The sequence below is a fragment of the Streptomyces sp. NPDC054872 genome (genome assembly GCF_053610705.1).
Map to the genome: position 1 here is coordinate 33,304 of NZ_JBSGYY010000034.1, position 25,054 is coordinate 58,357.

The following is a 25,054-nucleotide window of genomic DNA, read 5'->3' on the forward strand; positions in this document are numbered from 1 at the left end:
CACCGGTCACTCACTCCTCCCACGGCAGCGGCCTGCTGTGCAGTACGTCGAGCCGGGACACCGCCCTGGTCAGGACCACGTAGAGGCGGCTCGGCCCGCGCTGCTCCGCCTCCGCGATGGCGGCGGGTTCGACGGCCACGACATGGTCGTACTCCAGGCCCTTCGCCATGGACGCGGGCAGCACCGTCACGCGCGCGCCCAGGTCGTCCGGGCCCGCGCTCCCGATGCCGGCCGCCGCGAGAGCCGCGCGCAGCCGGTCGGTGTCGGCGTCGGCGGTGATGACGCCGACCGAGCCCTCGCGGTCCAGCGCGGCACGCACCGCGTCGACGGCGGCTGCGTCGATGTCGGCGGCCCGCACCTCCCGGATCCTCAACTCACCGTCCGTACGCAGCGACCGGGCGGGCGGTACGTCGACGTCGAGCGAGGCGAGGACACGGTTGGCGAGCCCCACGACCGCCTTCGGTACGCGGAAACCCGTGGTCAGCGGGGTGATGGAGGCGTCGGGTTTGCCGAGGTGGGCGAGGAGTTCGGGCCAGCCGCGGGCCGCCCACGGGGTGGTGCCCTGGGCGAGGTCGCCGAGAACGGTGAGCGAGCCGAAGCCGGCACGGCGGGCGATCACGCGGGCCTCCATCGGGGAGAGGTCCTGGGCTTCGTCGACGACGATGTGGCCGTATCCTTCGGGCCGTTCGAGCAGTCCGGCGAGCTCGTCGAGCAGGACGAGATCGGCGGCGGACCACTTCGCCGACTTGTACGAGCGCGGGGGCCTTTCCCAGCCGATCGCCCACTGCTCATCTGGGGTGAGGATGCCGTCGGCCGCGGCGGCGAGCGCCGCCGGTTCCGCGAGGAGGGCGGCGAGCACCTCCTCCGGCTTGACCTTGGGCCATGCCGCGTCGACGAAGGCCGAGACCGGGCGGGCGCGGGAGATCTTCTGCAGCCAGGCGTTGTTCACGGCACCCGCGCGGCGCTCGGCCTGGTCCTGGATGTGCCGGACGGCACGCGTGCGTACGCGCTCGCGGCCGACCGCGTAAGGGGGTTCCTCGGCGCGCACGTCCGCGATGATCCGCTCCAGTTCGTCGAGGCCGACCCGCCAGGTGTACGAGCCGTCCGGCACCGCGAGGGGGCGGGTGGGCGGTGCGACGCGCGCGTGGAGCGCGCGGCGCAGGACCTCCGCCATGCGGGCGTCGTGCTTGACGCTCGCCGCGGCCTCGCCGTCCTCGGCCCGCACGGGCGCGGTGGCCCTGGCGATCTCGTCCGCGACGGTGGATTGGCGCACGCCTGTCTCGCCGAGGGACGGGAGCACCTCGGCGATGTAGCGCAGGAAGGTGCGGTTGGGGCCGAGGATGAGCAGTCCGGCGCGCTGCACGCGCTGGGGGTGGGTGTAGAGGAGATAGGCGGCACGGTGCAGGCCGACGGCCGTCTTGCCGGTGCCGGGGGCGCCCTGGACGCAGACGGATGCGGTGAGTTCTCCGCGGACGAGGTCGTCCTGCTCGGGCTGGATGGTGGCGGCGATGTCGCGCATGGGGCCGACGCGGGGGCGCTCGATCTCTCCGGTGAGGATGCTGCTGCTCCGCGCGGGGGCCGTGGCCGGGCCTTGTGGCGTGCCGCCGGCCAGCGGCTCGTCCTCCAGGCCCGTGAGGTCTCCGGAGTCGCCCTTGCTGCCGGGGGCCCAGCCGAAGCGGCGGCGGACGGCGACGCCTTGCGGATCGCGGGCTCCCGCCTGGTAGAAGGCGCGGGAAACGGGGGCGCGCCAGTCGACGACGAGGGGCGGCGCGGAGGGGTGTTCGGTGATGCGGAGGCGGCCGACGTGGTAGCTCTGCCCGCGGTGATCACCGGCTTCGGCGGCTTCGGGCCCGTCGGCGGCGAAGTCGAGGCGGCCGAAGAAGAGGGGGGCTTCGGGGAGTTCGCGCATCGCTTTGGCGTGGCTGCGGAACTGGTAGCCGAGGACTTCGGCGTCGGCGCCGGACGCGGAGACGTCGGCTCCGTTGACGACCTGTTCCTGGGCGCCGTCGACCATGCCGGTCAGGGCGGCGCGGCAGCTGTCGTGGTAGCGGCGTTCGTGGGCCAGGGCTTCGTCGAGTGGCGTCATGCCGAGTGGCGTCCTGTCGAGTGGCGTCATACGGCCCAGAATAATGTAACCGAGTTAAATTAGTTACCTGGTTACTTTCGTGGTGGGATTGCATTTGTAGACGGGGCACATTCGTTACCACGAATCATCGATGGGATAGGCTCCCGCCATGACGGACGAAGAAGAGGCCACGGGCGGCAGCAAGGACACCGGTGGCCCCGGCCTGCGCGAACGCAAGCGGCAGCGGATGTACCAGGCGGTCTCCGACGCGGCGATCGCGCTCTTCCTGGAGAAGGGCTTCGAGAAGGTGCCGGTCGCCGAGGTGGCGGCAGCCGCGGAGATCTCGAAGCCGACCCTGTTCCGGTACTTCCCGGCCAAGGAGGACCTCGTACTCCACCGGTTCGCGGACCACGTGGACGAGGCGGCACGCGTGGTGACCGGGCGGGCGGCGAAGCGCTCCCCCATGGACGCCCTGCAGCGCCACTTCCTCGACGGCCTGGAGCGCCGGGACCCGGTGACCGGCCTCTGCGACAACGTCCACGTCCTGGCCTTCCACCGCCTGCTGTACGGGACACCGTCGCTGGTGGCCCGGCTGTACGCGTATCAGGAGCGGTCGGAGAGGGCGCTGGGCGAGGCATTGGGTGAGGCGCTCGGCGAGGCCGCGCGCAACGGCGATGCGCCCAGCGCGGCGGCGGACGGCGAGGCGGCCTCGGACGGCGAGGCGCTGGCCGCGCGGCTGGCCGCCGGCCAGATCATCGCCGTACAACGCATCCTCGCCATGGAGAACTGGCGCCGCATCGACGCGGGCGAGAGTGCGGACGCGGTGTGGCCGGACGCGGTGGTGACGGCGAACAGGGCCTTCGGGCAACTGCGGTCGGGGTTGACGCGGTACGCCTGAGGGGCGCCGGAGGGACATGAGGGAAGCCCCCCGGAGCTGCCCCTCCCCTGGCCTCACCTCACCGATCCCCCACCAACACCGCCACCCCGTCCAGCACCCGCTCGATCCCGAACTCGAACTCGGTGTCCTCCGCGTCGGCGACATCGAGGACACCCGCGGCGAGCGTCCGCCGCAGCGCCGGGAACCGTTCGGGAGTGGCCGAGGTCAGGGCGTCGACCGTGCGCGCGTACCGCCGCATGGCCTCGTCGGGGTCCCGGCCCCCCGCCCTCATGGCCGCGTCCAGATCGGCCATGAGCGCGACCTCGTTGCGCACGAACCCGCCCACCAGCATGAGTACGGAGAGCTTCCAGCCCTCGTCGATCCCGCTGTCGTCGAGCGCCGCGAGCCCCTGCTCCATCCATTCCAGGGAGTGGGGCGAGGCGGGAGGTGAGGTGACGGGAATGCGCACGAGCCACAGGTTGCGCCGGAAGACCTCACGCTGGGCCCGCGCCCACCACTCCAGCCGTGCCCGCCACCCCGTGATGCCGGCTGGCATCTCGGGCGGGGCGCCGGTCGCCGCGTCCTGCATGAGGACGTACAGCTCGTCCCTGGCGGAGACGTACCGGTAGAGGGACATCGTCGAGACGCCGAGCGCCTTGGCGACCCGCCCCATGGTGACCGCGCCGATCCCCTCCGCCGCCGCGACGGCGATGCCCGCGTCGACGATACGTTCGAGGGTCAGGCCGGGCTTGGGCCCTTTCGACGGCCGCTCCCGCAGCCCCCAGGCGGTTTCGAGACTCGCGGAGAGCCCCGTGCCCTGGTCCTGAGCGTCACCCTGCACGTCGCCTCGCACGTCACCCTGCGCGTCACTGTCCGCCGCCATGAGCCGCCGCCTCCCTGTTCCCGGTCCACCCGCCCCTCTTGACGCACATCGTAGTTCTGCGTAACCCTTACACAGTAATGCGTAGACCATGCGCAATAAAGCGCGACGCAAGCCGGGAGAGGTCAACCGCGTGCCACCCACACGAGCCCCAGCCATCGAAGCGACATCCCTCACCAAGACGTACGGAGCCGGAACCGGCGCCCGCCGCTCCGTCCCCGTGCTCCGCGGCGTCGATTTCCACGTGCCGCCCGGCACCGTATTCGCCCTCCTCGGCCCGAACGGCGCCGGCAAGACGACAGCCGTCCGGATCCTCACCACGCTCACCACGCCCGACGCGGGCACGGCGCGGGTGGCGGGCCATGACATCCGTACGGGGCGTCGCGAGGTCCGCCGCGCGATCAGCCTCACCGGCCAGTTCGCGGCGGTCGACGAGACGCAGACCGGCGCGGAGAACCTCCGCATGATGGCGCGGCTCGCGGGCCTGTCCCGCCCCGCGGCCCGCGCACGGACCGTGGAGCTACTGGCCCGCTTCGATCTCACGGGAGCGGCCGACCGCCTGGTCCGCACGTACTCGGGAGGCATGCGCCGCCGGGTGGACCTGGCGGCCGGCCTGGTGGGCGACCCGGAGGTCATCTTCCTCGACGAACCGACGACGGGCCTCGACCCGCGCAGCCGCCACGAGATGTGGGAGGTGGTGCGCGACCTCACGGCACACGGCACGACGGTCTTCCTGACGACCCAGTACCTGGAGGAAGCGGACCAACTGGCGGACCACGTGGCGGTGTTGCACGAGGGAAAGATCGCGGCGGAGGGCTCACCCTCGTCCCTCAAGTCCCTGATCCCGGGCCACCGCCTGGAGGCGAGGCTCACCACCCGGGAGGCCTACCTGCGCCTGACCGACCGGGCCACGCACCGCGCCCCCGAAACCCTGACGCTGGGCTTCCCGACGGACGGCACGGCGGGGGACGTACGAGCGCTGCTGGACGACCTGGACCCGGACCGCACGGATTTCGCGAGTTTCACGCTGCGCACGGCAACGCTGGACGACGTGTTCCTGAGCCTCACGGGCCCGTCGCACACCACCCTGGGGCCGGCCCATGTCTGAAGCCCTGATCATGACCGGCCGGGCGATCAACATCAGCCGCCGCAACGTGGACGCCCTGGTCACCGCCATGGCACTCCCGGTGATGATCCTGCTGATCTTCGTCTACTTCTTCGGCGGCGCGATCAAGACGGACACCCAGTCGTACGTCACGTACGTGGTCCCCGGAGTGCTCCTCCTCTGCGCGGGCTTCGGCTCGTCGAACACGGCGATCGCGGTGACGGAGGACCTGAAGGGCGGCATCATCGACCGCTTCCGCTCGCTGGACATCGGCGGCGCCCAGATCCTGACGGGCCACGTCCTCGCCTCGGTGGCCCGCAACTTGGTGGCGACGGCCCTGGTCCTGGCGCTGGCCTTCACGATCGGCTTCCGCCCGACGGCGACCCTGTCCGGCTGGCTGGCGGCAGCAGCCGTACTCCTGGCCTTCATCCTGGCCCTGTCCTGGCTGTCGGCAGCGGTGGGCCTCCTGGCCAAGTCCCCGGAGGCGGCGGGCGGCTTCACGTTCTTCGTTAGCTTCCTCCCGTACCCGAGCAGCGCGTTCGTCCCCACGTCGACGATGCCGCCCTGGCTCCAGACCTTCGCCGAGAACCAGCCGGTGACCCAGGTGATCGAATCCCTCCGCGGCCTGCTCCTCGACCAACCGGTGGGCTCCACGCCATGGGTGGCCCTGACCTGGTGCACGGGAATCCTGGCGGCTTCGGTGGGGGCGTCGGGGGTGCTGTTCAGGTGGCGGACGGCTTGAGCACCACGGGGTCCCGCACCGCTCCCTGCTGGCCATGCGGAAGCGCCCGGGCAAGGTAGGGATTCGCCGTCGTGCTGGGCCGGAGCCCCAGGGACGCCGTCGCCGCCGCCAGAGTCATCGCGTACGAGTCCACGGCGCGCTGCACGTTGGGTGCGTCCAGGCCCGTGCCGGTGACCAGTCGGTCCAGGTCCACATATGCGGAACGGACCACCTCGATCCAGCGGTAGACCGGCCAGTCGTCCCGCCATCCCGCCGTGCACTCTTCCGGGAGGCAGTTCCTCCAGCGGTCGAACATGCGCTGCCTGATCCCGGGGCGGGCAGGCGTGAGATGCATGTGGCGGACCAGGTCGTAAAGCGGGTCCCCGATCATCGCCATCTCCCAGTCGATGACCGTGAGTCCGCTGCGATCGCCGTGACGCACGAGGTTCCAGGGGTTGAGGTCGCCGTGCAGCAGGGCCGGTCGGCGTGGCCGCAGTCGATGACGGCTCAGGAGCTCCCACAGGCGGAAGCTGTCCGGCAGGCCTAGCTCCCTGGCCAGCTTCTGCGACTCCTTCGGCAGATCCCTGACCAGGCGGGCCAGTTCGTCGCAGAGCCAGGGGTAGAAGTTGGCCCTGTCGATCGTTGGGTCCAACTGCTGGGTGTCGATACGGGCCAGCGCGCCCATCTGGTCCACCAGGTGGTCGGCCTCAGCGGGGCGCAGGCCGTCCACGGGGTGCACCGGGGGCAGCTCGCCGGAACCTGCTCCCTCGTAGGAGTGGATCGCGAACTCGTCCTTCAAGTTGCTTGCACCCAGAGCCAGTACACGGGGCGCCCGCACCGGCTCGCCCGAGGCCTCGATGGCCCTCAGCACCGCGTGCTCACTGAGAATGCTGCGTTCGCGGCGCTCGGCCGAGCTCAGTTTGCGCCGGACCACGACCGGGAACTGGATCCCGGCCACTCTGACCACGGTGTTGAGGTGGGCCGTCCCCTTGAAGACCCGGGAGGCCGGGGCGGCCCCCTCGGCGATCAGCGCCTCGAACACGGCGGAGCGGGGGAAAGCGGGGTGCTCAGGGACACGCTCGTTCGGCTCCCAGGAGATCGGGGTGATCTGCCGGAGCCCCTCGGCCCGCCCCCCGAAGCGGGCGGCCCGCCAGCGGAACAGGACCCGCTGAATCTCCTCCTCGTCCGGCACTCCCGGCAGCTGCAGGGGGACGGCCGCGGCTTCGAGGGCTTCGCGCACCACGCGGGCGGCCTGGTCGAGACTCTTCTGGTCGGGTGAGTCCCCCAGCGACTGGGCGGCGCGCATGACGTCCGGATAGACGGACTGAGCGCGCTCGAAGGCCACGTAATGGTCAAGGTCCCGGGACCAGCCATTGACCGCCCTGGGCCTGCGAGCCTCCATCGCCTCCACCCAGGCGGCGATCACCTCGTCCCACTGGTCTTCCGGGTACTGCATACGGACGAGGTGGGTGGCCAGATCGTGCAGGGGATCGCCGTAGGTGGCGAGCTCCCAGTCAACGCAGATCAGCGGTGGCTCACCGCCGTACGAGACGATCACGTTGTCGCGGTGCAAATCCGTGTGGAGCAGGCTGTAGGGGCGGCGGGCCATGCTGGGGACGCGTTCCGCCAGCCTGAGCAGCGCGTCGTCGGGAATGCCGAGGGCCGCGAAAAGCCCACCGAACTCCGGCCAATTGGACTGACGGATCTGAGTTTCCGCGAGGTGCGCGAGGGTCCGCAGGAAGGTCGGCCCGCCCTTGTCTATACGGGGCCAGTCCGCCGGCAGCAGAGGCAGCGCCTCCCTGCGCACCTGGGTCATCTGCGCAAGCAGTTCGGCCAGTGCCTTGATCAACAAGGAGTCGACCGGTTTGCCGTTCTGGCAGATGCTGGAGAGCGGCACGCCTTCCACATAGCTGTGCACCGCGGAGCCCTCGCGCTTGGCCAGGCACTCCGGCACGTGCGGCAGCACGCCCTTGATCGCCCGCAGGATCTCCGACTCGTCCTGCCAGGTCCGGATGACTACGGGCAGCGCTTCCCGCCGCCTCATCCGCACGGTGACCGCCCGCCCGGGGAAGCGGTCGACCAGCTCGGCCATGGGCTCCGTCAGCGGAAGCACGTAGTTCCGGTTGTGGTGGCCGCCGCTTATCGTCCCGTGCCGCAGAGCATGGTCGACGAATGCGTCGTACACATCACGGGCTTCGTGCTTCTCCGCATATACCTGGGGCACGGCATGGGGCGAAGGTGGCACGACCACGGGCCGCTCCTGAATAGTCACGCGAGGGAGGCGAAAGTGATGCACACCTTAGTGGCGTGTGAGGGAGCGCACGACGCGTGAGCGGTAATCAGTGGGCCCAATGAGGTAAGCGCCACTCCTAGGGGTCGTGACGTTCGAGAGCTCCAGCCGGTGACGCCTCGCTCACGGCTTCGCGAGAAATCTCCAGCAGGAGTCGAACCAGTCCTGCATGCTGCCGACGAAGAGGGCCCCTTGCGATTCGGGGTCCTCGGCCCGCACGTAGTGCGTGAGGGCCGATCCGAGGCCGAGCACGTCCAAGGCGTCGATCTCCTCGCCGTCGTCCAGCTGGATGCGGCGCTCGATCACCGCGTACGGGCCGTGCAGGGCCTCGGCGCCATTGAGCAGGTAGAGCTTGAAGGCCGGAGCCAGCGGCACACGTCGCACCTCCACGCTCACCTCCGCCACCAGCCCCTCGGTGTGGAGGTCCCGCAGCGCGTTGCGCAGTGATGCCGTGTGCCGTCGCGTGATGTCGCGCAGGCGCTGCTGCGGGCGCGGGTCGTCCGGGTCGTCCTTGGCTCGGGGGTACGGGAGGTCGAGATCCTCGGAGGGCAGCAGGATGCGGACGGCTATGCGGTCCGGGGTGATCTCCTGGATACGTATACGTTCCGCCTGTACGCGGATGTGCGCGTCCAGCGATTCGGACGTGAGGGTGTAGACGTCCAGGGTGACCTGGGCGGCTTCGAAGGCCGCCCCGATGATCGGGCCGAGGGAGACCCTGCCGGTGCTGCTCCCGGGGTGCCCGCCAGAGCTCATGTGGGCCAGCTGCTCTTTCACCACCCGCGATCCGCTTCCCTGTTTGGAACGGACAAGGCCCTCACTGATGAGTTCCTTCAGCACCCGCTGGATCGTGTCCCTGGAGACTTCGAATTCCTTCGCGAGATCGCGCTGCGTGGGAAGCAGGCTGTGCAACGGGTACGTCCCGTCGGCCAAGCGGGAGTGCAGCGCGTCCGAGACCCGCTGGAACTCGCTGCCGCCACCCTCACCGGTCCGCTCGCCGACCACAGGGCGAACGTACCTCTGCCCGACCCCTGACAAACCGCTTCCAGTCAAATTGGAGGCTCCGTACGGGAGTTGGTTAAGGGATCAATCGGCCAGGGCACACCAATCTCAAGTCAACCAGTCCAATTGGACGGAAAGTTGATCGCTTCGCTGGCTCGCCCAGCAAGCGAAGAGGGGTGGGGTCCCGTGATCTTCTACCAACTGCTCTCGGCCACGATCGGCTTCGGCATCGAATTTGTCATCGAACAGCTGCTCCAGTCCTCCTACGGCAGCCTGGGGATTCTCGCCCTGCTCCTGCTCGGCATCGGACTGAGGGCGCAGGACAAGACCTGCCTGTCGTTCTCGGCGGTGATCTTCCTGCTGCTCATGGCTCAGGCCTGACTTCGCAGCACCTGCAGCACCGGTTCCAGCGAACTCACCACGCAAGCCGCGCCCACGTCCTTCAGCAGCTTCGCCTTGCGCTCGTTACGCGCGTAGCCCAAGAAGTGCACTCCGGCCACCTGCGCCGCCTGATGGTCCGTGGGGGTGTCGCCGATCATCAGGGCCGCCGAGGGCTCGGCGCCCATCGCGCTCAGGGCGCGGTTGAGGCAGTGCGGGTGGGGCTTGAGGAGATGGAGGTCCTGGGTGCGGCCGTAGATGTGCGGGGCGAAGCAATGGCTCAGGCCCCGGCCTTCGAGGTAACGGGTCACCGCACGGGGTGAGTTGTTGGTGGTGATGGCCAGGCGGGAGCCGCTCGCGTGCCACGTCATGATCAGCGGGTCCGCGTACTGGGTGGGCCACGCCGAGGCGACCGCCGTCAGCTCCTGATGCGTGAGCCGTTCCTCCAGCTCGGCCACCAGATCGCTTCCGGGGTGCCTGCGGTCGACCGCCCGCAGTACGGCGTGCGGGTCGGGCTGCGCCCGCTCCTCCTTGGTCAGCAGGCCCCGCAGCCCCCGCTCCTCCAGCCAGCGGACCTGATCACCCGCGATCCGTTCCGCCGAGTGCCCGGCGAACAGCCGGCAGATGGGGCCGTCGAAGTCGAAGAGCACGTAGCGGGCGCGTTCGATCAGTTCCCGCAGTTTTTCGGTCTCTTCTGCCATCCACTCAGCCTGTGTCGTATCAGGAGTCACTAAGAGAGTGTCAGCTCCGTCGCGATGGTTGCCCAGAGCGCGTCGAACCATTTCTGGGACTCGTCCACGAACGCGGCGTCCCGCGGGGCCGCGCTCTTCTCGAAGGAGAACAGCGGCGACTTCAGTCCGGACACGTCGAACGCCTCCAGCTCCGCGCTGCCGAAGTCCAGCATGCTGCGCTCGATCGTGTAGTAGGCGAGGAGCGCCTCCCGCTGGTTCAGGAGGTACAGCTTCACCGGCGGCGTGAACGGCAGCGCGCGGAACGAGACGTCCACGTCGATGCCGTGCGAGGCCCGCAGCGCGCGCAGGTTGTGGCGCAGGACCTGCCCCTGGGTGTTGCGCAGTGCCAGCCAGCGCTGATGGACCCGGCCGTCCACGTCCCCCTGGCCGTTGACGGGTCTGGGGAAGGCGAGGTCGATGTCACTGCTGGGCAGCAGGATGCGGACGTTGATCGACTCCGGGCGGATGCGGCCCTCATGGATCCGCCGCAGGGGATCACCGAGCGCCAGGATCAGTGTCTCCGCCGTGTACGACACCACATCTATCCGCACCTGCGGCTCCGAAAACGCGTCGGCCAGTCGTGGTGCCAGGCCCACCATCGAGGCCTGGGGCTCCGAGCCCGCCGATGAAGGTCCCGGCGGTTCCGCCGCGATGCGCGGGGGGCTGCCCTTGCTCACGTTGGCGAGGAGGCCGTCGTCCTGCAGTGTCCTCAGCGCCTGCCGCACCGTCCCGCGTTCCACGCCGAACTCCTCCGCGAGCACCGCTTGCGTGGGGAGGCGGTCACCCGGCTTGAGGTCGCCGGTGCGGATGCGTTCGCGAAGGGTGTCTGCGATGTCCTGGGGAGTGAGTTTCCTGCTGCCGTTCACTGCAACGTTCTCCTGGGTCACGACCAGACGATACAACTCCGCGCCATCTCAGGGCAGTTGTCTCGAAGTTGTTTATGTTGTGGGACCAAGTGGGGACAACTCAAGTGAAGTTGGTTGCCAACTCATCTGAGATGGCAGAAGGGGGAACCATCATGGCCGTCCTCGCCCTCCTCGCAGCAGCGTCCGTCGTCATCTTCGAGCAGTTCGTGCAGTGGCGGTACGGACCCGTCGGCATCATCGGGCTCCTGCTCCTGACCGTCGGCATCAAGGCGAAGAGCCCCACCTGCAGCTCCATCGGAGCCGTCGTCCTCGCGCTGACGATGACCGGCCCCGCCCTCTGAGCTAGCCGCGCGCCAGTTCCAGGTCCTGACTGATCGTGCTCCACAGCGCGTTGAACCACAGATGGGACTGCTCCACGAACGTCGTGTCCCGCAGGCCGTCACCCTGGTGGAAGGGGAAGAGCATCGACTGCGCGCCCTGGGCGTCGTACATCTCCAGGTACTCGTGGTCGATCTCTTCGCTCTGCTTCGTGAGGGTGTAGTACGCGAAGAGCGCCTCCGAGCCGTTGAGCAGATACAGCTTCACCGGCGGCGTGAACGGCAGCGCGCGGAAGGAGACCTGTACGTCGATGCCGTGCGAGGCCCGCAGCGCGCGCAAGTTGTGGCGCAGCACCTGGCCCTGCGCGTTCCGCTGGTCGAGCCAGCGCCTGTGCACCTGGCCGCCCTCGTCGTCCCCACTGTCCACCGGCGCCGGAAAGGCGAGGTCGATGTTGCGGCTCGGCAGCAGCACCCGGACGTCGACCTTGGCCGGTTTCCGCTGTCCGGCGTGAATCTGCCGGAGCGGTTCCCCGATCGCCATCGTGAGCGAGATGGAGGTCAGACAGAGCGCGTCGATCTCGACATGGGGGGCCTCGAACGCCGCCGCGATGCGCGGGGCGAGGCCGACCATGGTGGGCTGCGGCTGTACGCCACCGGGCCCGGACAGCGCCTGCTTCGAGGTGACCGCGACCGTGGCCGGGCTCCCCTTGGACACGTTCGCCAGCAGCTTCTCGCTCTGCAGGGTGCGCAGTGCCTCGCGTATCGCGCCGCGCTCTACACCGAACTCGTCGGCGAGCTCGGCCTGGGTCGGCATGCGTTGGCCCGGCCGCAGCGCACCGGACCTGATCCGGTCGCGCAGTTCGTCGGCCACCTCGTGGTGCGACCTAGGTGACCTCTTGGTCCCGTTGACGGGTGCAGGTTCCGGGCTCACAACCAAACAGTACAACTTCGCGCCATCTTTGGGGAGTTGCTCGCAAGGTGGTTATAAATCGAGCCATCGCGGAGATAACTCAGGTGAAGTTGGTAGCCAACTTAGGCAACCTGGCAGGAACCCCGAGGGGTTGGCCGCCAGTAGTCCGCCACCGGATGGCCGCCGACCGGATGGGACGGGGTCCGCATGCCCCGTTCCGAAAGGGGGAACGTCATGCCGCTCATCGCCATCGTCATCGCCGCCCTCGCCATCGGATTCGAGCAGCTCATCCAGTGGAAGTACGGACCGTTGGGCATCGTCGCCTTCGTCCTGCTGACCGTGGGCATCAAGGCCAAGAGCACCAAAATCAGCGGCGTCGGGGCTGCGCTCCTCGTCCTGCTGCTCGCCCAGTCGGGCTGACAGAGCTGGTTGACCGGGCTCCCATCCGGAGGGGAGCCGGGAGTCCGGTCAGCCATCAGCACCACGAGCGCACCAGCGCCCGAGCGCATCAGCACCATCAGCCCTACGAGCGCATCCGCGGCGGGGCGCGGGACCGCGGGCTAGAACGCCGCCCGGATCTCCCCCACCTCGGCCGCACCGCCGAGCAGGGGCGCACGCCCGACCCGGGCGAGCACATCCTCCTCCAGGCCCGCCAGGCGCAGCGCACGGGCCAGGACCGGGCCAAGGGCCCGTATCCCCCCGTCGTCCACCTTGAAGGCGAGCGCACGGCCGTCCGGCAGCGCGAACGCCTGGACCGCCTCGGCGCCCATCTTGGAGAGGGCACCCGGGATCTCCCGCATGAGCCAGGTGTCGGGGCGGCGCGTGCCGGCCACGTACTCCGGGTGGGCCCGCATCGCGTCCGCGACCCGGCGCTCCGCCGAGCCCTCGGGAGCGAGGACGAAGTGCCGGAAGGCGCGGGCGAGGCCGGTCAGGGAGATCGCCATCAGGGGCGCCCCGCAGCCGTCCGTGCCGACGGCCGCCACCCGCTCCCCCGCCGCTTCCTCCACCACCTGGAGGATCATCTGCTGAAGGGGATGCTGCGGGTCCAGGTAGGAATCCGTGGGCCAGCCGTTGAGCTCGCACACCGCCAGCATCGACGCGTGCTTGCCGGAGCAGTTCATCGTGACCCGGTCACGAACGGCACCCGCTGCCAGATAGGTCTCGGCCTCGACCGCGTCCAGCGGGAGGTCCGGCGGGCACTGCAGGTCCGCCGCCGTCAGGCCGCGCTCGGCCAGCATCTTCTGGACGAGGTCCCGGTGGAACACCTCACCGGAGTGGCTCGCCGCGGTCAGCGCGAGGCGCTCGCCCGCCAGGTCGAGCCCCGCCCGCAGCACCGCGGCCGCCTGCATCGGCTTGTTCGCCGACCGCGGGAAGACGGGGGCCGTCACGTCCCCCATCGCAAGATCCACACTGCCGTCCGCCGCGAGCAGCACCAGGCTTCCCCTGTGACGGCCCTCGACGAAGCCTGAACGTACGACCTCGGCGAGGACCGGGGATATGACAGGGGTGGCGGCGGACTCGGCGGACGTGGAGGTCATCTTCGGCCTTCCGGGGGCGGGGGTGGCGTCACGGGCCGCCCGCGAAGGCCGGGATCACCGGGTCACGCGAGCAGGTCGTCTACTTGTGCTTCACCTTCACGGTACCTGCGGGCGATCTCCGCGCTGCAATCGTCCGCCGTGTGCTGCAGCTGCTGGCGGCGCCGGGAAACCTGCTGCTCGTAGCGGACGAGGCGCCCCATGGCCGTGTGCAGCTCGTCGTCCGTACGGGCGTCCAGGTCGGAGAGCTCGACCTCGGCGAGCATCTCCGTCGCCAGGAGGCCGACCTCCACGCTGTGCGGCGTGCCAAGGGTCACATGCCGGGCCGACGAGCGGTGCCGGGCAGGGCCGTCCGTGAGGATCTCCGAGAGCCGGTGCACGAGCGGCCCCTCCGGCTCCGGCGCCGCCGGGTCCTTACGGCGCGCCACCTCGGCCCGCAGAATGTCGATCCGGCCCTGCAGCAGGCGCCGGACATAGCTCAGATCCGCCTCGTTCTGCTGGGCCTCCCTGCGCAGCTCACGCAGCTCGCGCAGGAGCAGCGCGGCGAGGTCGTGCGCGGGCTGCCCGGACAGCACCGCACTGCCCGTGCGCTGCATGGGCGGGCGTGCCGCGTTCGTACGCCGCGCGACGCTCATGCGGGTCAGCGACACAGATCCGGGCGGCTGTCCCGTACTTGGTGTGCTCATGTGGCTCTACCGTCCCCTCGACCGGCGCGGTGCACCGCGTGTGAGCATGGTGCCACCCCCGGTGGCCGCTATGTGAGCGAGTGCCCCCAATCGGCCCCAGATGGGGGGTTCAGGACACCCCCTGGGCGGCGCATCCGGCGGCGTGGCACGGCCGTTCGGAGCAGGCGGCCGAGCAGGCATGATGGGCCTCATGCGTGCTGTGGTGCAGAGGGTGGACGGGGCAAGCGTCGTCGTCGAGGGCGAGAACGGCCCCGAGACGGTCGGCGAGATCAACGGCGAGGGACTGTGCGTCCTGGTGGGCGTGACCCACGAGGACACCAAGGAGAAGGCCGCTCAACTGGCCCGCAAACTGTGGTCCGTTCGGATGCTGGCCGACGAGAGGTCGTGCTCGGACATCGACGCGCCGCTGCTCGTCGTCAGCCAGTTCACGCTGTACGGCGACGCCCGGAAGGGCCGCAGGCCCACCTGGAACGCCGCCGCGCCCGGCGATGTGGCCGAGCCCCTCGTCGACGAGGTCGTGGCCCAACTGCGCTCGCTGGGCGCGACGGTGGCGACGGGGCGCTTTGGCGCACAGATGCGGGTGGCTTTGACGAACGACGGCCCGTTCACTGTGCTGCTCGAGATGTGACCGCCGCTTCGCGGCGGATTCTTACCCGCCCACCCACCCGATTACCCCGAAGCTCTACGGCTCGACCACGACCTCCTGGGCCGCCGCCGTACCGCCCGCGCTCAGCGCCGCGTCCAGCGGCACGTTCCGCTTCACCAGGGCCAGCGCGATCGGGCCCAGCTCGTGGTGGCGTACCGCCGTCGTGATGAAGCCGAGCTTGCGGCCCTCCTCGCCCTCCGAGGCCAGGCGCAGCTCCGTACCGGCCACCGGCAGGTGGACCTCGCTGCCGTCCAGGTGCAGGAAGACCAGGCGGCGGGGCGGCTTGCCCAGGTTGTGGACCCGGGCGACCGTCTCCTGCCCGCGGTAGCAGCCCTTCTGCAGATGCACCGCCGTGCCGATCCAGCCCAGCTCGTGCGGGATCGTGCGGTGGTCCGTCTCGAAGCCGAGCCGCGGCCGGTGTGCCTCCACGCGCAGCGCCTCGTAGGCGAGGATGCCGATCGCGGGGCCGTTCTCCTCGGCGTACGACTCCAGGGACGCACGCGGCAGGAAGAGGTCCCGGCCGTGCGGCGTCTCGCGTACAACGATGCCTTCCGGGACCGGGGCGATCGAACCGGCCGGCAGATACACGACCGCGAACTCGTCCGTACGGTCGGCGACTTCGACCCGGTTGAAGAACTTCATGCTCTCCAGATACGCGACGAGCGCGTCCTGCGTGCCGGGCTCCACGTGCGCCCACACCGTCTCGCCGTCGTCCACGAGATAGAGGGCGTGCTCGATGTGGCCGTTCGCGGAGAGGATCAGCGCCTCGGTGGCCTGGCCGACGGGCAGCTCCGTCACGTGCTGGGTGAGCAGCAGGTGCAGCCAGCTCAGCCGGTCGGGTCCGGAGACGGTGACGACGCCGCGGTGCGAGAGGTCGACGAGGCCGGTGCCGTCGGCGAGGGCGCGCTGCTCGCGGAACAGGTCGCCGTAGTGGGCGGCGACGCCTTCGTCCACGCCCTCGGCGGGGACGGCGCCGGGCAGGGACAGGAGGGGGCTCTTCATGTTCACCCACACTACGACCCGGTGGCGGGCGCGCTTATTCCTTGCCGGGGCCCTCGGACTTCGCGCCGGAGCAGTTCTCGCAGCGTCCGAAGATCGCGAAGTGCTTCAGGTCGGTGTCGAAACCGAAGGTCTCCCGCAGTTTCGCGGTGAACTCCGCGGCCACCGAGACATCCGCCTCGATGACGTTCGTACAGTCCCGGCACACCAGGTGCAGATGGTGGTGACGGTCCGCGAGGTGGTACGTCGGCGCACCGTGCCCCAGATGCGCGTGGCTGACCAGACCCAGCTCCTCCAGGAGCTCCAGGGTGCGGTAGACCGTGGAGATGTTGACCCCCGACGCCGTCTTCCGCACTTCGGAGAGGATGTCGTCGGGGGTCGCGTGCTCAAGGGTGTCGACGGCTTCGAGGACCAGCTGGCGCTGCGGCGTCAGACGGTAGCCGCGCTGTCGCAGGTCGCTCTTCCAGTCGGAATCGGTGCTCGCCACACAGGCAGTCTAGGCCAGCGGGGCAAACGGCCTACTTGAAGAAGGCGATGCCGTCGTCCGGGAGATCGCCCAGGCCCCTGGCCATCTCGGCGACGTCCTCGGGCGTGACGACCTTCTTCAGCTGCGCCGACATGTACGGACGCAGCGGCACCTCGGGGGTCTGCTTCTCGCCGACCCACATCAGGTCGCCCTTCACATACCCGTAGAGACGCTTGCCGCCGGTGTACGGGCCGGACGCCGCCGTGCGGGCGACCGCGTCCGTGACCAGGTCGATCTGCGGCTTCTGGTCGGCGAGCTCGCCGTACCAGACCTCGACGACGCCGTCGTCGCGCACCATCACGGTCTCGACCTTGCGGTCCTTGTCGATGCGCCAGAAGCCCGACTCGGACTCCAGCGGCTTCACCTTGTTGCCCTCGGCGTCGAGCACCCACGTGTGCGAGTGGTACTCGATGAAGTCCCGCCCGTCATGGGTGAAGGACACTTCCTGGCCGAAATTCGCCTTCTCGGCGCCGGGGAAGTCGGTGACGCCCGCGCCGGCCCAGTTGCCGAGGAGCCAAACGAGGGGCACGAGGTCGGGGTGCAGGTCGGACGGAATCTCGATCATGGGATGCTCAGGCGATCTCTAGGTGGCGTACGGGGCTCAGCGCTGACCCTGGTACAGCTTCTTCACGGACAGTCCGGCGAACGCGAGAACGCCGATGCAGACCAGGACCAGCAGGGCGGAGAAGAAGGCCTCAAGCACGGGGTGCTCCTCGGTGAGCTATTGGGGCAGGTATCAGAGCCGCTCCCACTGTAGTCGTGCGCGGCCCGCGGCTCTCTGCGAGGTGGCCTTACGGGTGACCGCGCGGATGGCCCTACGATGCGGCCATGGCGAAGAAGCTCGTGATCAAGGTGACCGCCGGGGCCGACGCCCCCGAGCGCTGCTCGCAGGCGTTCACGGTGGCGGCCGTGGCCGTGGCCAGCGGAGTGGAGGTCTCGCTCTGGCTGACCGGGGAGGCGGCGTGGTTCGCGCTGCCGGGCCGCGCGGCGGAGTTCGAACTGCCGCACGCGGCACCGCTCCCCGACCTGATCGACTCGATCGTGGCCGCGGGCCGGATCACCCTCTGCACGCAGTGCGCGGCGCGCCGCGAGATCACCGAGAAGGACGTGCTCGACGGAGTACGGATCGCGGGCGCGCAGGTGTTCGTGCAGGAGGCCATGACGGACGGCACCCAGGCGCTCGTCTACTGACGGCGCCGCTTCCCGTCCAGTTCGTCCCACCACTCGTCGGACTTCGAGTCCCCCGAGGGGTCGTCCCACCAGCGGTCATCGGCGCCGCGCCGGTTGGCCACCATGGCGGCGACCGGCGGGATCACCATCGCCACGACACACATCCCGACGGCGACGGGGATGGACCAGAGCCTGACGACGCCCCACGCCAGGACGAAGAGGGCGATGCACGTCCCCATCATGGCGAAGTAGGCGTGCCGCCTTCGCGCGTACATACGTCCAGCGTAAGCCGGAGGACCGCACCCCGACCCGGTGGCGTCCAACCCCCTGGGGTGCGGCCCTCCGGCCGTCAGTGATCCGCTGCCGTCAGACGGCGATCGCGACCTCCGCCAGGCCGCCCGTCCGGGCCACCACCGTGCGGTCGGCCGTGCCGCCGGGGATGAGGGCGCGCAGCGTCCACGTGCCCTCGGCCGCGTAGAAGCGGAACTGGCCGGTGGCCGAGGTGGGGACCTCGGCGGTGAACTCGCCGGTCGAGTCGAGCAGGCGCACGTAGCCGCTGACGGGCTCGCCGTCGCGGGTCACCTGGCCCTGGATGGTGGTCTCGCCGGGCTTGATCGTCGAGGCGTCGGGGCCGCCGGCCTTCGCTCCACACATATGCGTTCGTCCTTAGCTGGTCAGCTGGTCACTGCCGGGGGGGTCAGGAGGGTTACTTGTTGGCGCCGAGCTCGATCGGCACGCCGACGAGGGAGCCGTACTCGGTCCAGGAGCCGTCGTAGTTCTTGACGTTGGTCTGGCCGAGCAGCTCGTGCAGGACGAACCAGGTCAGGGCCGAACGCTCACCGATGCGGCAGTACGCGATGGTGTCCTTGGCGAGGTCGACCTGCTCGTCCTCGTAGAGGGCCTTGAGCTCGTCGTCCGACTTGAAGGTGCCGTCGTCGTTGGCGTTCTTCGACCACGGGATGTTGCGCGCGGACGGGACGTGGCCCGGACGCTGCGACTGCTCCTGCGGAAGGTGCGCCGGCGCGAGCAGCTTGCCGCTGAACTCGTCGGGCGAGCGCACGTCGACCAGGTTCTGCGAGCCGATGGCGTTGACGACGTCGTCGCGGAAGGCGCGGATCGAGGCGTCCTGGGGCTTGGCCTTGTAGGAAGTGGCCGGGCGGCTGGGGACCTCGGAGCCGTCGACCAGGTCGCGGGAGTCGAGCTCCCACTTCTTGCGGCCGCCGTCGAGGAGCTTCACGTCCTGGTGGCCGTAGAGCTTGAAGTACCAGAAGGCGTAGGACGCGAACCAGTTGTTGTTGCCGCCGTAGAGGACGACGGTGGTGTCGTTCGCGATGCCCTTGGCCGAGAGGAGCTTCTCGAAGCCCTCCTGGTCGACGAAGTCGCGGCGGACCGGGTCCTGGAGGTCGTCGGTCCAGTCGATGCGGATCGCGTTCTTGATGTGGTTCTTGTCGTACGCGGAGGTGTCTTCGTCGACCTCGACGATGGCAACCTTCGGGTCGTCGATGTGGGCCTCGACCCAGTCGGCGTCTACCAGGACGTCGCTGCGGCTCATACTTCTTCTCCTCCGGGGCAGTTACGGCGGGGCTGCGGTGCTGTGCGAGGGGATGCCGCGTACGGGCTGTGATCGCGCGGTGGCGCGTCGTACGCGGCACGGGGTGGCCGTGACGGAGTCAACGGGCCGGGGGATACGGGAGTCGGAGCTCCCGCTCAGAAGGTGCGACAGAGCATGGCGGCGACGCGGCACAGGTCTACTGCCCGCCGCTTCGTGAGGTCCGCCTGTCGCTGCATGCGTCCGATCGTAAGGACGCGAGGGCGGCCGTGTCACCGGGGTGTCGGATGGTGAGACGGGATCATCCATGATGTGGGATGCGATCAACGAAAAAGCCGCCCGCGCGGGGGCGGGGAGCGGTGCTCGCTCCTGCCGCATCCATCGCGCGGACGGCTTCGTCTCGTACTGCGGAACGGCCGCTCCGGGCGGCCGTTTTTGGACCTCAGCCCGCGAGCTTCACGTTCGTGCCCTTGACCGAGATGTCCACGCCGTCCTGGGCCGGCTCCACCCCGTCGATCTTGATGCCGCCCGGCAGGCCGGTGACCTTCTCCTCGAAGTCGGTCACATCGCGGACCATGCCCTCGGGGAGGGGGATCGAGACACCCATGACCTCGAACTTCTTCGGGATCTCGTCGGCGTTCACCTTGATCGTGTCGCCCTCGACCGACACCGAGCTCAGCACGTGCACCGGCTTGGGCAGCTTCGCGCCGCCCTTGCTCACCTCGACCTCGACCTTGATCTTGTTGCCGCCGCCGTCCGAGAGCCCGACCACCTTGCCGGTGGCGCCGAGCGGCAGCTCAACCGGCTCGCCCTGGGCCTGCTTCAGCAGCTCGTCGTACGAGATCCGGGCGGTGCCCGTGGCCTTGTCGGCGGTGGCCGAGCTGTAGTCGCCGGAGAACTCGACGCCCTGCATGCGGGCGTCGAGATCGGCGATGCGGATCTTGTCGGAGCCGGAGGCGGCGTCGTAGTTCTCGATGCCGATCTCGACGTCGTCGAGCGTGCCGCCCACGACCTGGGTCAGGAAGGGAAAGCCCTTGATCGAGACGTCGGGCGTCTCGCTGAGCCCCTCGCTGGTACGCAGCTTCTCCGCCACCTCGTCCTCGGCGAAGTTCACCGCGAAGCGGTCGGCGCCGACGAAGAGACCCCCCAGGATCACGAGGACGATCAGAAGTATTCGTACGGAGCGCTTCATGTCCGGTGTTCCCCCACCTTGTACCCCCGCTTGGCTGTCGTTGTCGCGAGCCTAAAGGACAGGTCCCCGGCCGGAGTGCCCGGCCGGGGACCTGTCGATCAGCTGTGACGATCAGCCCACGCCGATCGGATTGCGAGCTCAGCCGATGGCACGGCCGAGCAGATAGACGGCCGGGGCCGCGGCGGCGAGCGGCAGGGCCACGCCCGCCGTCATGTGCACGAAGCGCGACGGGTAGTCGTAACTGGCGACCCGGTGGCCGATCAGCGCGCAGACGCCGGCGCCGAGGCCGAGCAGCGCGCCCTTGCTCCCGAAGTCGGTCGCACCGCCGACGGCGATACCCGCTCCGGCGGCCGCGAGCAGCGCGACGACGACGGAAGCGGGCGTCGGCAGGGGCAGCGCGCGGGCGATCACGGCGACCGCGACGGCGATGCCGCCCACCGTCACGGCGTCGTCCGAAGCCGCGAGATGCCCGGTCGCGATGATCGCGAGCGCGGCGGAGGCGACGGTCGCCATCAGCCCCGCCATCCGCTCGTCGGCGGAGGCGCGGCTGCGCAGCTGGAGCACCAGGACGAGCAGCACCCAGACGCCGAGGGTGCCGAGGATCGCGGCGGGCGCGTTCTCCTTGCCGGTGGCGAGCAGGGCGATGTCGGCGACGACACCGCCCAGGAAGGCGAGCGCGATGCCCTGCCGGGCGGGCCACATCCCGTTGAGCCTGAACCATCCGGCGGCGGTGACGGCCTGCAGCAGGATGAGGGGCACGAGCAGGGCGTACTGCCCGACGGCCGCGGTCCCGGCGAGCAGCAGCCCGAGCACGGCGGTGAGCGCGGCGGGCTGGATCCCCGGCTCTATCACCGGCGACCGCCCTTCGGCACGGGCCCGCTGGGCGTCGGTGACACGGGGGTTACCGGTGGTGGTGGCGGGGCCGTAGGTGGCGGAGTCGGGTTCGGGAGCCGCACCGGCCATGGGCAGGCGTCCCGCACGGGACGGGTGGGCATGGCCACCAAGGCTGCCGGGTTCGGAGTAGGCGGGGGCCGGCTCCGAAGGCACGGGCTGCCCATAGGACTGCGGGGGCAGGTAAGCGGTCTCCGTCACGTCCACCACAGGTGAGGGCTGGATCGTCGTGTCCCAGGTCTGACCCTCCCACTGCTGGGTGTAGGCGTCCTGGGAGTACGGCTGCTGCGGGTAAGCCGACTGCTGCGGGTACTGATACTGCTGCTCAGGCGGGTAAGGCTGCTGCACCTGCTCAGGGGGATACCCCTGCCGGTACGGGTCGTAGTCCCCGTACTGATGCTCCCCGTACCCCTCATGACGCGGATCGCTCATATCGCTGCTCACCCTCCTGCGAACGGCGGGAGCACCTCGACCGTGCCGCCCTCGGCCAGCCGTACCGTCTCATGCCCACGGGTACCCACGGGGTCGCCGTCGATGAGGAACGAGCATCGCCGCAGTACGCGGACCAGCTCACCGGGGTGTCGCTCGCGCGCCGCGTCCAGCGCCTCGGCCAGCGTCGTCGCGGCGTACGGCTCCTCCGCGACACCTGCGGCTGCTTTGGCCGCGGCCCAGTAACGAATGGTGCCGTTCACCATGGCAGCTCCTCTCCTTCGGCGGATGCCGTTGCGTCGGCGGACGCCGGTCCTTCGGCGGTTGCCGACGTCCATGATGCCGTGGCCCACTCGGCGATCCGACCGAGCAGGGCGTCGTCCGCCGCGTTCTCCGCGTGCCCCATGCCGGTCTCCAGCCAGAGCTCGGCCCCGCCCCGCGCGGCGGCGGCCAGCATCCGGGGGTGATCCACGGGGAAGTACGGGTCACGGTCGCCGTGCACGATCAGCAGGGGCGTGGGCGCGATCAGCGGGACCGATTCCACCGGCGACAGCGGGACGGGGTCCCACTCGTGCGGGTGGATTCGCGTGCGCAGACCCCACCGGCCCACCACGCGCCCCGCGGGCCGCGTCACCACCCAGTGCAGCCGCCGCATCGGCGCCGTCCCCCGGTAGAACCAGCGGGCCGGGGCACTCACCGCGACGACCGCGTCAACCCGCGCTTCCGTGCGCCCCCCGTGCGCGGCTCCGGCGATGGCCGCGTGCCGGAGCACCACGGAACCGCCCATCGAGAAGCCCACCGTCACCACGCGTGCGTGGCCGATGGACCGCGCCCACTCGACCGCGGCCGCCAGATCGAGCACCTCGCGGTCGCCGACCGTGGAGAGCCCGCCGGACGCCCCGTGCCCCCGGAAGGAGAACGTGATCACGGCCGCGACCTTGGCGAAGACCGCGGCGGCCCGCCGCACGTGCGGCCGGTCCAGGTCTCCGGTGAAGCCGTGCGCGATCACGATCGCGAGGCCGGTCCCGGGGTCGGGACCGGGCTCGTAGCGGGCGTCGATCGTGACTCCGTCCTGTGTACGGAGTGTTGCGCTCCGCTGAACGCGAGTGATCGGCCGCACAGAAGATCGCGCGACTTGACCTGCCGGACCGGGACTCATGTGGGCTATTCTCCTTGGCAGAGGATCCGGGCAGCGAAGCCCCCGGGTCCTTTCGTGCTTTCAGACGCGTTGTCGACGACAGCGCGCCAGGGCCCAGGGCGCGGGCCCCGGAATCACGGCAGCAACAGTACGAAGCAGTGCCGTAAACGTCCTCGCAGGGACCGAGGAGGAACCGACGTTATGGGCGAGCGAAACGTGCACAACCGTAAGACGACCCAGGCAGGTGGGGCGCGATGAGTTCTCTGCTGCTCCTCACCAATGCCCTTCAGCCGTCGACGGAGGTGCTTCCCGCCCTCGGCCTGCTGCTGCACAACGTGCGGGTGGCCCCCGCCGAAGGCCCGGCCCTCGTCGACACCCCTGGTGCCGACGTCATCCTGATCGACGGGAGGCGTGACCTCCCGCAGGTCCGCAGCCTCTGCCAGCTCCTCCGCTCCACGGGGCCCGGCTGTCCACTCGTCCTCGTCGTCACGGAGGGCGGCCTCGCGGCCGTCACCGCCGACTGGGGCATCGACGACGTACTTCTGGACACGGCGGGCCCCGCCGAGGTCGAGGCGCGGTTGCGGCTCGCGATGGGCCGCCAGTCGATCACCGCGGACGACTCCCCCATGGAGATCCGCAACGGCGATCTCTCCGTGGACGAGGCGACGTACAGCGCGAAGCTGAAGGGCCGGGTCCTCGACCTGACCTTCAAGGAGTTCGAGCTGCTCAAGTACCTGGCGCAGCACCCCGGGCGCGTCTTCACGCGGGCCCAGCTGCTCCAGGAGGTCTGGGGCTACGACTACTTCGGCGGCACGCGGACGGTCGACGTCCACGTACGGCGCCTTCGCGCGAAGCTCGGGGTGGAGCACGAGTCGCTGATCGGCACCGTCCGGAATGTCGGCTATCGCTTCGTCACCCCGGAGAAGGTCGAACGGGCTGCCGACGAGAAGAAGGCGAAGGCGGCTACTCCGCCGGTCGAGGGCGAGCACCGGGAGATCCCGACGCGGGCGGCGGCGCCTGCCGCGTCCGCCGCCGAGTCCGAGCCGAAGGAAGCTGCCGTACGCCCTGCCCAGCGGTAGTTCCATCCGCGTAGACTCCGCGCGTGGCCAAGGTGACTCGGGATGACGTGGCGCGACTTGCGGGTACTTCCACCGCCGTCGTCAGCTATGTCATCAACAACGGACCCCGGCCGGTTGCCCCGGCCACGCGCGAGCGTGTACTCGCCGCGATCAAGGAGCTGGGGTACCGGCCCGACCGGGTCGCCCAGGCCATGGCGTCGCGGCGGACCGACCTCATAGGCATGATCGTGCCGGACGCGCGGCAGCCGTTCTTCGCGGAGATGACGCATGCCGTGGAGCAGGCGGCCTCCGAGCGCGGAAAGATGGTGCTCGTCGGCAACACGGACTACGTGGACGAGCGCGAGGCCCACTATCTGCGGGCCTTCCTCGGCATGCGGGTCTCCGGGCTCATCCTCGTCAGCCATGGTCTGACGGATTCGGCCGCCGCCGAGATCGACGCGTGGGACGCGCGGGTCGTGCTGCTTCACGAGCGTCCCGAGGCGATCGACGACGTCGCCGTCGTCACGGACGACCTCGGCGGCGCGCAGCTCGCCACCCGGCATCTCCTCGAACACGGCCATGAGTACGTGGCGTGCGTCGGCGGCACCGCCGAGACCCCGACCGTCGGTGACCCCGTCTCCGACCACGTCGAGGGCTGGCGGCGGGCCATGGGGGAGGCCGGGCGCTCGGTGGAGGGGCGGCTCTTCGAGGCTCCGTACAACCGGTACGACGCGTATCAGATGGCGCTCGAGCTGCTGGCCCGGCCGGACCGGCCGACGGCGATCTTCTGCTCGACCGACGACCAGGCGATCGGCATTCTTCGTGCCGCGCGTGAGCTGCGGATCGATGTTCCGGGGCAGTTGGCCGTCGCCGGGTTCGATGACGTGAAGGAGGCGGGTCTGACGGACCCGCCGCTGACGACGGTGGCCTCGGACCGGCCCGCGATGGCCCGCGCCGCGGTCGACCTCGTCCTGGACGACGGGCTTCGGGTGGCGGGGTCCCGCCGGGAGCGGCTGAAGCTGTTCCCGTCCCGTCTCGTGGTCCGGCAGTCCTGCGGCTGCAGCTGAGCCACCACCACCCCGGGCGCCGGTCGCCT

General features: G+C 70.0%; 30 protein-coding genes. 10 read left to right on the top strand and 20 right to left on the bottom strand.

The genetic code is table 11. The features are described 5' to 3' along the window. Positions 1-10: 10 nt before the first annotated feature. The gene (locus ACWGIH_RS32430) at positions 11-2,086 is read right to left on the bottom strand and encodes a HelD family protein (RefSeq protein ID WP_453448899.1); all 2,076 of its coding nucleotides are present in this window, start codon (positions 2,084-2,086) and stop codon (positions 11-13) included. A 148-nt stretch (positions 2,087-2,234) separates the two neighbouring features. Between ACWGIH_RS32430 and ACWGIH_RS32435 the strand changes: the two genes are divergently transcribed. Next, the gene (locus tag ACWGIH_RS32435) at positions 2,235-2,963 is read left to right on the top strand and encodes a TetR/AcrR family transcriptional regulator (protein ID WP_453448867.1); all 729 of its coding nucleotides are present in this window, start codon (positions 2,235-2,237) and stop codon (positions 2,961-2,963) included. 58 nt (positions 2,964-3,021) lie between these two features. Here the strand turns inward: ACWGIH_RS32435 and ACWGIH_RS32440 are convergent, their stop codons facing one another. Continuing rightward, positions 3,022-3,825 carry a TetR/AcrR family transcriptional regulator gene (locus ACWGIH_RS32440; protein WP_453448866.1) on the bottom strand — a complete coding sequence of 268 codons (804 nt, stop codon included), beginning with the start codon at positions 3,823-3,825 and terminating at the stop codon, positions 3,022-3,024. A 130-nt stretch (positions 3,826-3,955) separates the two neighbouring features. Here ACWGIH_RS32440 and ACWGIH_RS32445 point away from each other — a divergent pair, with 130 nt between their 5' ends. Together ACWGIH_RS32445 and ACWGIH_RS32450 are read left to right on the top strand one after the other, a co-directional pair. Continuing rightward, positions 3,956-4,930 carry an ABC transporter ATP-binding protein gene (locus tag ACWGIH_RS32445; protein ID WP_453448865.1) on the top strand — a complete coding sequence of 325 codons (975 nt, stop codon included), beginning with the start codon at positions 3,956-3,958 and terminating at the stop codon, positions 4,928-4,930. Next, entirely contained in the window at positions 4,923-5,669 is a 747-nt protein-coding gene (locus tag ACWGIH_RS32450; RefSeq protein WP_453448864.1) for an ABC transporter permease, read from the top strand. Before ACWGIH_RS32445 ends, ACWGIH_RS32450 begins: the two co-directional genes overlap by 8 nt. Here ACWGIH_RS32450 and ACWGIH_RS32455 read toward each other — a convergent pair. Both ACWGIH_RS32455 and ACWGIH_RS32460 read right to left on the bottom strand, forming a co-directional pair. Next, positions 5,650-7,740 carry a phosphotransferase gene (locus ACWGIH_RS32455; protein ID WP_453448898.1) on the bottom strand — a complete coding sequence of 697 codons (2,091 nt, stop codon included), beginning with the start codon at positions 7,738-7,740 and terminating at the stop codon, positions 5,650-5,652. The genes ACWGIH_RS32450 and ACWGIH_RS32455 overlap by 20 nt on opposite strands. A 321-nt stretch (positions 7,741-8,061) precedes the next feature. Beyond that, a complete protein-coding gene (locus ACWGIH_RS32460; protein WP_453448863.1) occupies positions 8,062-8,940 on the bottom strand; it encodes a winged helix-turn-helix domain-containing protein in 879 nt (292 codons plus the stop codon). Between the two features lie 183 nt (positions 8,941-9,123). Between ACWGIH_RS32460 and ACWGIH_RS32465 the strand changes: the two genes are divergently transcribed. After that, a complete protein-coding gene (locus ACWGIH_RS32465) occupies positions 9,124-9,318 on the top strand; it encodes a hypothetical protein (RefSeq protein ID WP_453448862.1) in 195 nt (64 codons plus the stop codon). Here the strand turns inward: ACWGIH_RS32465 and ACWGIH_RS32470 are convergent. After that, positions 9,309-10,097, bottom strand: coding sequence for an HAD family hydrolase (locus ACWGIH_RS32470; protein WP_453448861.1), 789 nt, complete (start codon positions 10,095-10,097; stop codon positions 9,309-9,311). The two genes, ACWGIH_RS32465 and ACWGIH_RS32470, sit on opposite strands and share 10 nt — an antisense overlap. Further along, positions 10,046-10,939, bottom strand: coding sequence for a winged helix-turn-helix domain-containing protein (locus tag ACWGIH_RS32475; RefSeq protein WP_453448897.1), 894 nt, complete (start codon positions 10,937-10,939; stop codon positions 10,046-10,048). The genes ACWGIH_RS32470 and ACWGIH_RS32475 overlap by 52 nt, the downstream gene beginning before the upstream one ends. A gap of 125 nt (positions 10,940-11,064) precedes the next feature. On the opposite strand from ACWGIH_RS32475, the gene ACWGIH_RS32480 reads away from it, so the two are divergent. Next, entirely contained in the window at positions 11,065-11,253 is a 189-nt protein-coding gene (locus ACWGIH_RS32480) for a hypothetical protein (RefSeq protein WP_453448860.1), read from the top strand. 1 nt (position 11,254) lies between these two features. Here the strand turns inward: ACWGIH_RS32480 and ACWGIH_RS32485 are convergent, their stop codons facing one another. Next, positions 11,255-12,160, bottom strand: coding sequence for a FadR/GntR family transcriptional regulator (locus tag ACWGIH_RS32485; protein ID WP_453448859.1), 906 nt, complete (start codon positions 12,158-12,160; stop codon positions 11,255-11,257). A 213-nt stretch (positions 12,161-12,373) separates the two neighbouring features. Between ACWGIH_RS32485 and ACWGIH_RS32490 the strand changes: the two genes are divergently transcribed. Beyond that, positions 12,374-12,559 (top strand): hypothetical protein, encoded by a 186-nt coding sequence (locus ACWGIH_RS32490; protein ID WP_363213156.1) that lies wholly within the window; start codon positions 12,374-12,376, stop codon positions 12,557-12,559. Positions 12,560-12,699: 140 nt separating this feature from the next. On the opposite strand, the gene ACWGIH_RS32495 is transcribed toward ACWGIH_RS32490, so the two are convergent. Both ACWGIH_RS32495 and ACWGIH_RS32500 read right to left on the bottom strand, forming a co-directional pair. After that, complete coding sequence (locus ACWGIH_RS32495) at positions 12,700-13,677, bottom strand: asparaginase (protein ID WP_453448858.1); 978 nt, start codon at positions 13,675-13,677, stop codon at positions 12,700-12,702. Between the two features lie 62 nt (positions 13,678-13,739). After that, the gene (locus ACWGIH_RS32500; protein ID WP_453448857.1) at positions 13,740-14,360 is read right to left on the bottom strand and encodes an RsiG family protein; all 621 of its coding nucleotides are present in this window, start codon (positions 14,358-14,360) and stop codon (positions 13,740-13,742) included. 190 nt (positions 14,361-14,550) lie between these two features. On the opposite strand from ACWGIH_RS32500, the gene dtd reads away from it, so the two are divergent. After that, positions 14,551-14,988: a D-aminoacyl-tRNA deacylase gene (gene dtd, locus ACWGIH_RS32505; RefSeq protein ID WP_453448856.1), complete on the top strand. Its 438-nt coding sequence runs from the start codon at positions 14,551-14,553 to the stop codon at positions 14,986-14,988. Between the two features lie 54 nt (positions 14,989-15,042). Here dtd and ygfZ read toward each other — a convergent pair whose 3' ends face one another. Genes ygfZ through ACWGIH_RS32520 form a run of 3 tightly spaced genes read right to left on the bottom strand, consistent with a single transcriptional unit; the run spans position 15,043 to position 17,096 of the window. Next, positions 15,043-16,008 (bottom strand): CAF17-like 4Fe-4S cluster assembly/insertion protein YgfZ, encoded by a 966-nt coding sequence (gene ygfZ / locus ACWGIH_RS32510; RefSeq protein WP_453448855.1) that lies wholly within the window; start codon positions 16,006-16,008, stop codon positions 15,043-15,045. 34 nt (positions 16,009-16,042) lie between these two features. After that, positions 16,043-16,492: a Fur family transcriptional regulator gene (locus ACWGIH_RS32515; protein ID WP_453448854.1), complete on the bottom strand. Its 450-nt coding sequence runs from the start codon at positions 16,490-16,492 to the stop codon at positions 16,043-16,045. Between the two features lie 31 nt (positions 16,493-16,523). Then, positions 16,524-17,096 (bottom strand): FABP family protein, encoded by a 573-nt coding sequence (locus ACWGIH_RS32520; protein WP_351168407.1) that lies wholly within the window; start codon positions 17,094-17,096, stop codon positions 16,524-16,526. Between the two features lie 263 nt (positions 17,097-17,359). Between ACWGIH_RS32520 and ACWGIH_RS32525 the strand changes: the two genes are divergently transcribed. Next, positions 17,360-17,722 carry a DsrE family protein gene (locus ACWGIH_RS32525; RefSeq protein WP_453448853.1) on the top strand — a complete coding sequence of 121 codons (363 nt, stop codon included), beginning with the start codon at positions 17,360-17,362 and terminating at the stop codon, positions 17,720-17,722. On the opposite strand, the gene ACWGIH_RS32530 is transcribed toward ACWGIH_RS32525, so the two are convergent. The 8 genes from ACWGIH_RS32530 to ACWGIH_RS32565 all read right to left on the bottom strand — a co-directional run bounded on the left by ACWGIH_RS32530 (position 17,716) and on the right by ACWGIH_RS32565 (position 22,921). Next, positions 17,716-17,976, bottom strand: coding sequence for a DUF3099 domain-containing protein (locus ACWGIH_RS32530; RefSeq protein WP_190083710.1), 261 nt, complete (start codon positions 17,974-17,976; stop codon positions 17,716-17,718). The genes ACWGIH_RS32525 and ACWGIH_RS32530 overlap by 7 nt on opposite strands. 91 nt (positions 17,977-18,067) lie before the next feature. Continuing rightward, entirely contained in the window at positions 18,068-18,355 is a 288-nt protein-coding gene (locus tag ACWGIH_RS32535) for a DUF1416 domain-containing protein (protein ID WP_453448852.1), read from the bottom strand. 52 nt (positions 18,356-18,407) lie between these two features. Then, on the bottom strand, positions 18,408-19,253 hold the full coding sequence (locus tag ACWGIH_RS32540; protein ID WP_363213164.1) for a sulfurtransferase: 846 nt from the start codon (positions 19,251-19,253) through the stop codon (positions 18,408-18,410). Positions 19,254-19,408: 155 nt separating this feature from the next. Beyond that, positions 19,409-19,489: a putative leader peptide gene (locus ACWGIH_RS32545; protein ID WP_351007875.1), complete on the bottom strand. Its 81-nt coding sequence runs from the start codon at positions 19,487-19,489 to the stop codon at positions 19,409-19,411. 203 nt (positions 19,490-19,692) lie between these two features. Then, complete coding sequence (locus tag ACWGIH_RS32550; RefSeq protein WP_453448851.1) at positions 19,693-20,442, bottom strand: LmeA family phospholipid-binding protein; 750 nt, start codon at positions 20,440-20,442, stop codon at positions 19,693-19,695. A 138-nt stretch (positions 20,443-20,580) separates the two neighbouring features. Continuing rightward, complete coding sequence (locus ACWGIH_RS32555; RefSeq protein ID WP_453448850.1) at positions 20,581-21,765, bottom strand: hypothetical protein; 1,185 nt, start codon at positions 21,763-21,765, stop codon at positions 20,581-20,583. Between the two features lie 8 nt (positions 21,766-21,773). After that, entirely contained in the window at positions 21,774-22,028 is a 255-nt protein-coding gene (locus tag ACWGIH_RS32560) for a MoaD/ThiS family protein (protein WP_160505846.1), read from the bottom strand. Beyond that, positions 22,022-22,921, bottom strand: coding sequence for an alpha/beta hydrolase (locus ACWGIH_RS32565; protein ID WP_453448849.1), 900 nt, complete (start codon positions 22,919-22,921; stop codon positions 22,022-22,024). The genes ACWGIH_RS32560 and ACWGIH_RS32565 overlap by 7 nt, the downstream gene beginning before the upstream one ends. A 233-nt stretch (positions 22,922-23,154) precedes the next feature. On the opposite strand from ACWGIH_RS32565, the gene ACWGIH_RS32570 reads away from it, so the two are divergent. Next, positions 23,155-23,979 carry a response regulator transcription factor gene (locus ACWGIH_RS32570; protein ID WP_453448848.1) on the top strand — a complete coding sequence of 275 codons (825 nt, stop codon included), beginning with the start codon at positions 23,155-23,157 and terminating at the stop codon, positions 23,977-23,979. Between the two features lie 23 nt (positions 23,980-24,002). Continuing rightward, positions 24,003-25,025, top strand: coding sequence for a LacI family DNA-binding transcriptional regulator (locus tag ACWGIH_RS32575; RefSeq protein WP_453448847.1), 1,023 nt, complete (start codon positions 24,003-24,005; stop codon positions 25,023-25,025). Positions 25,026-25,054: the final 29 nt, after the last annotated feature.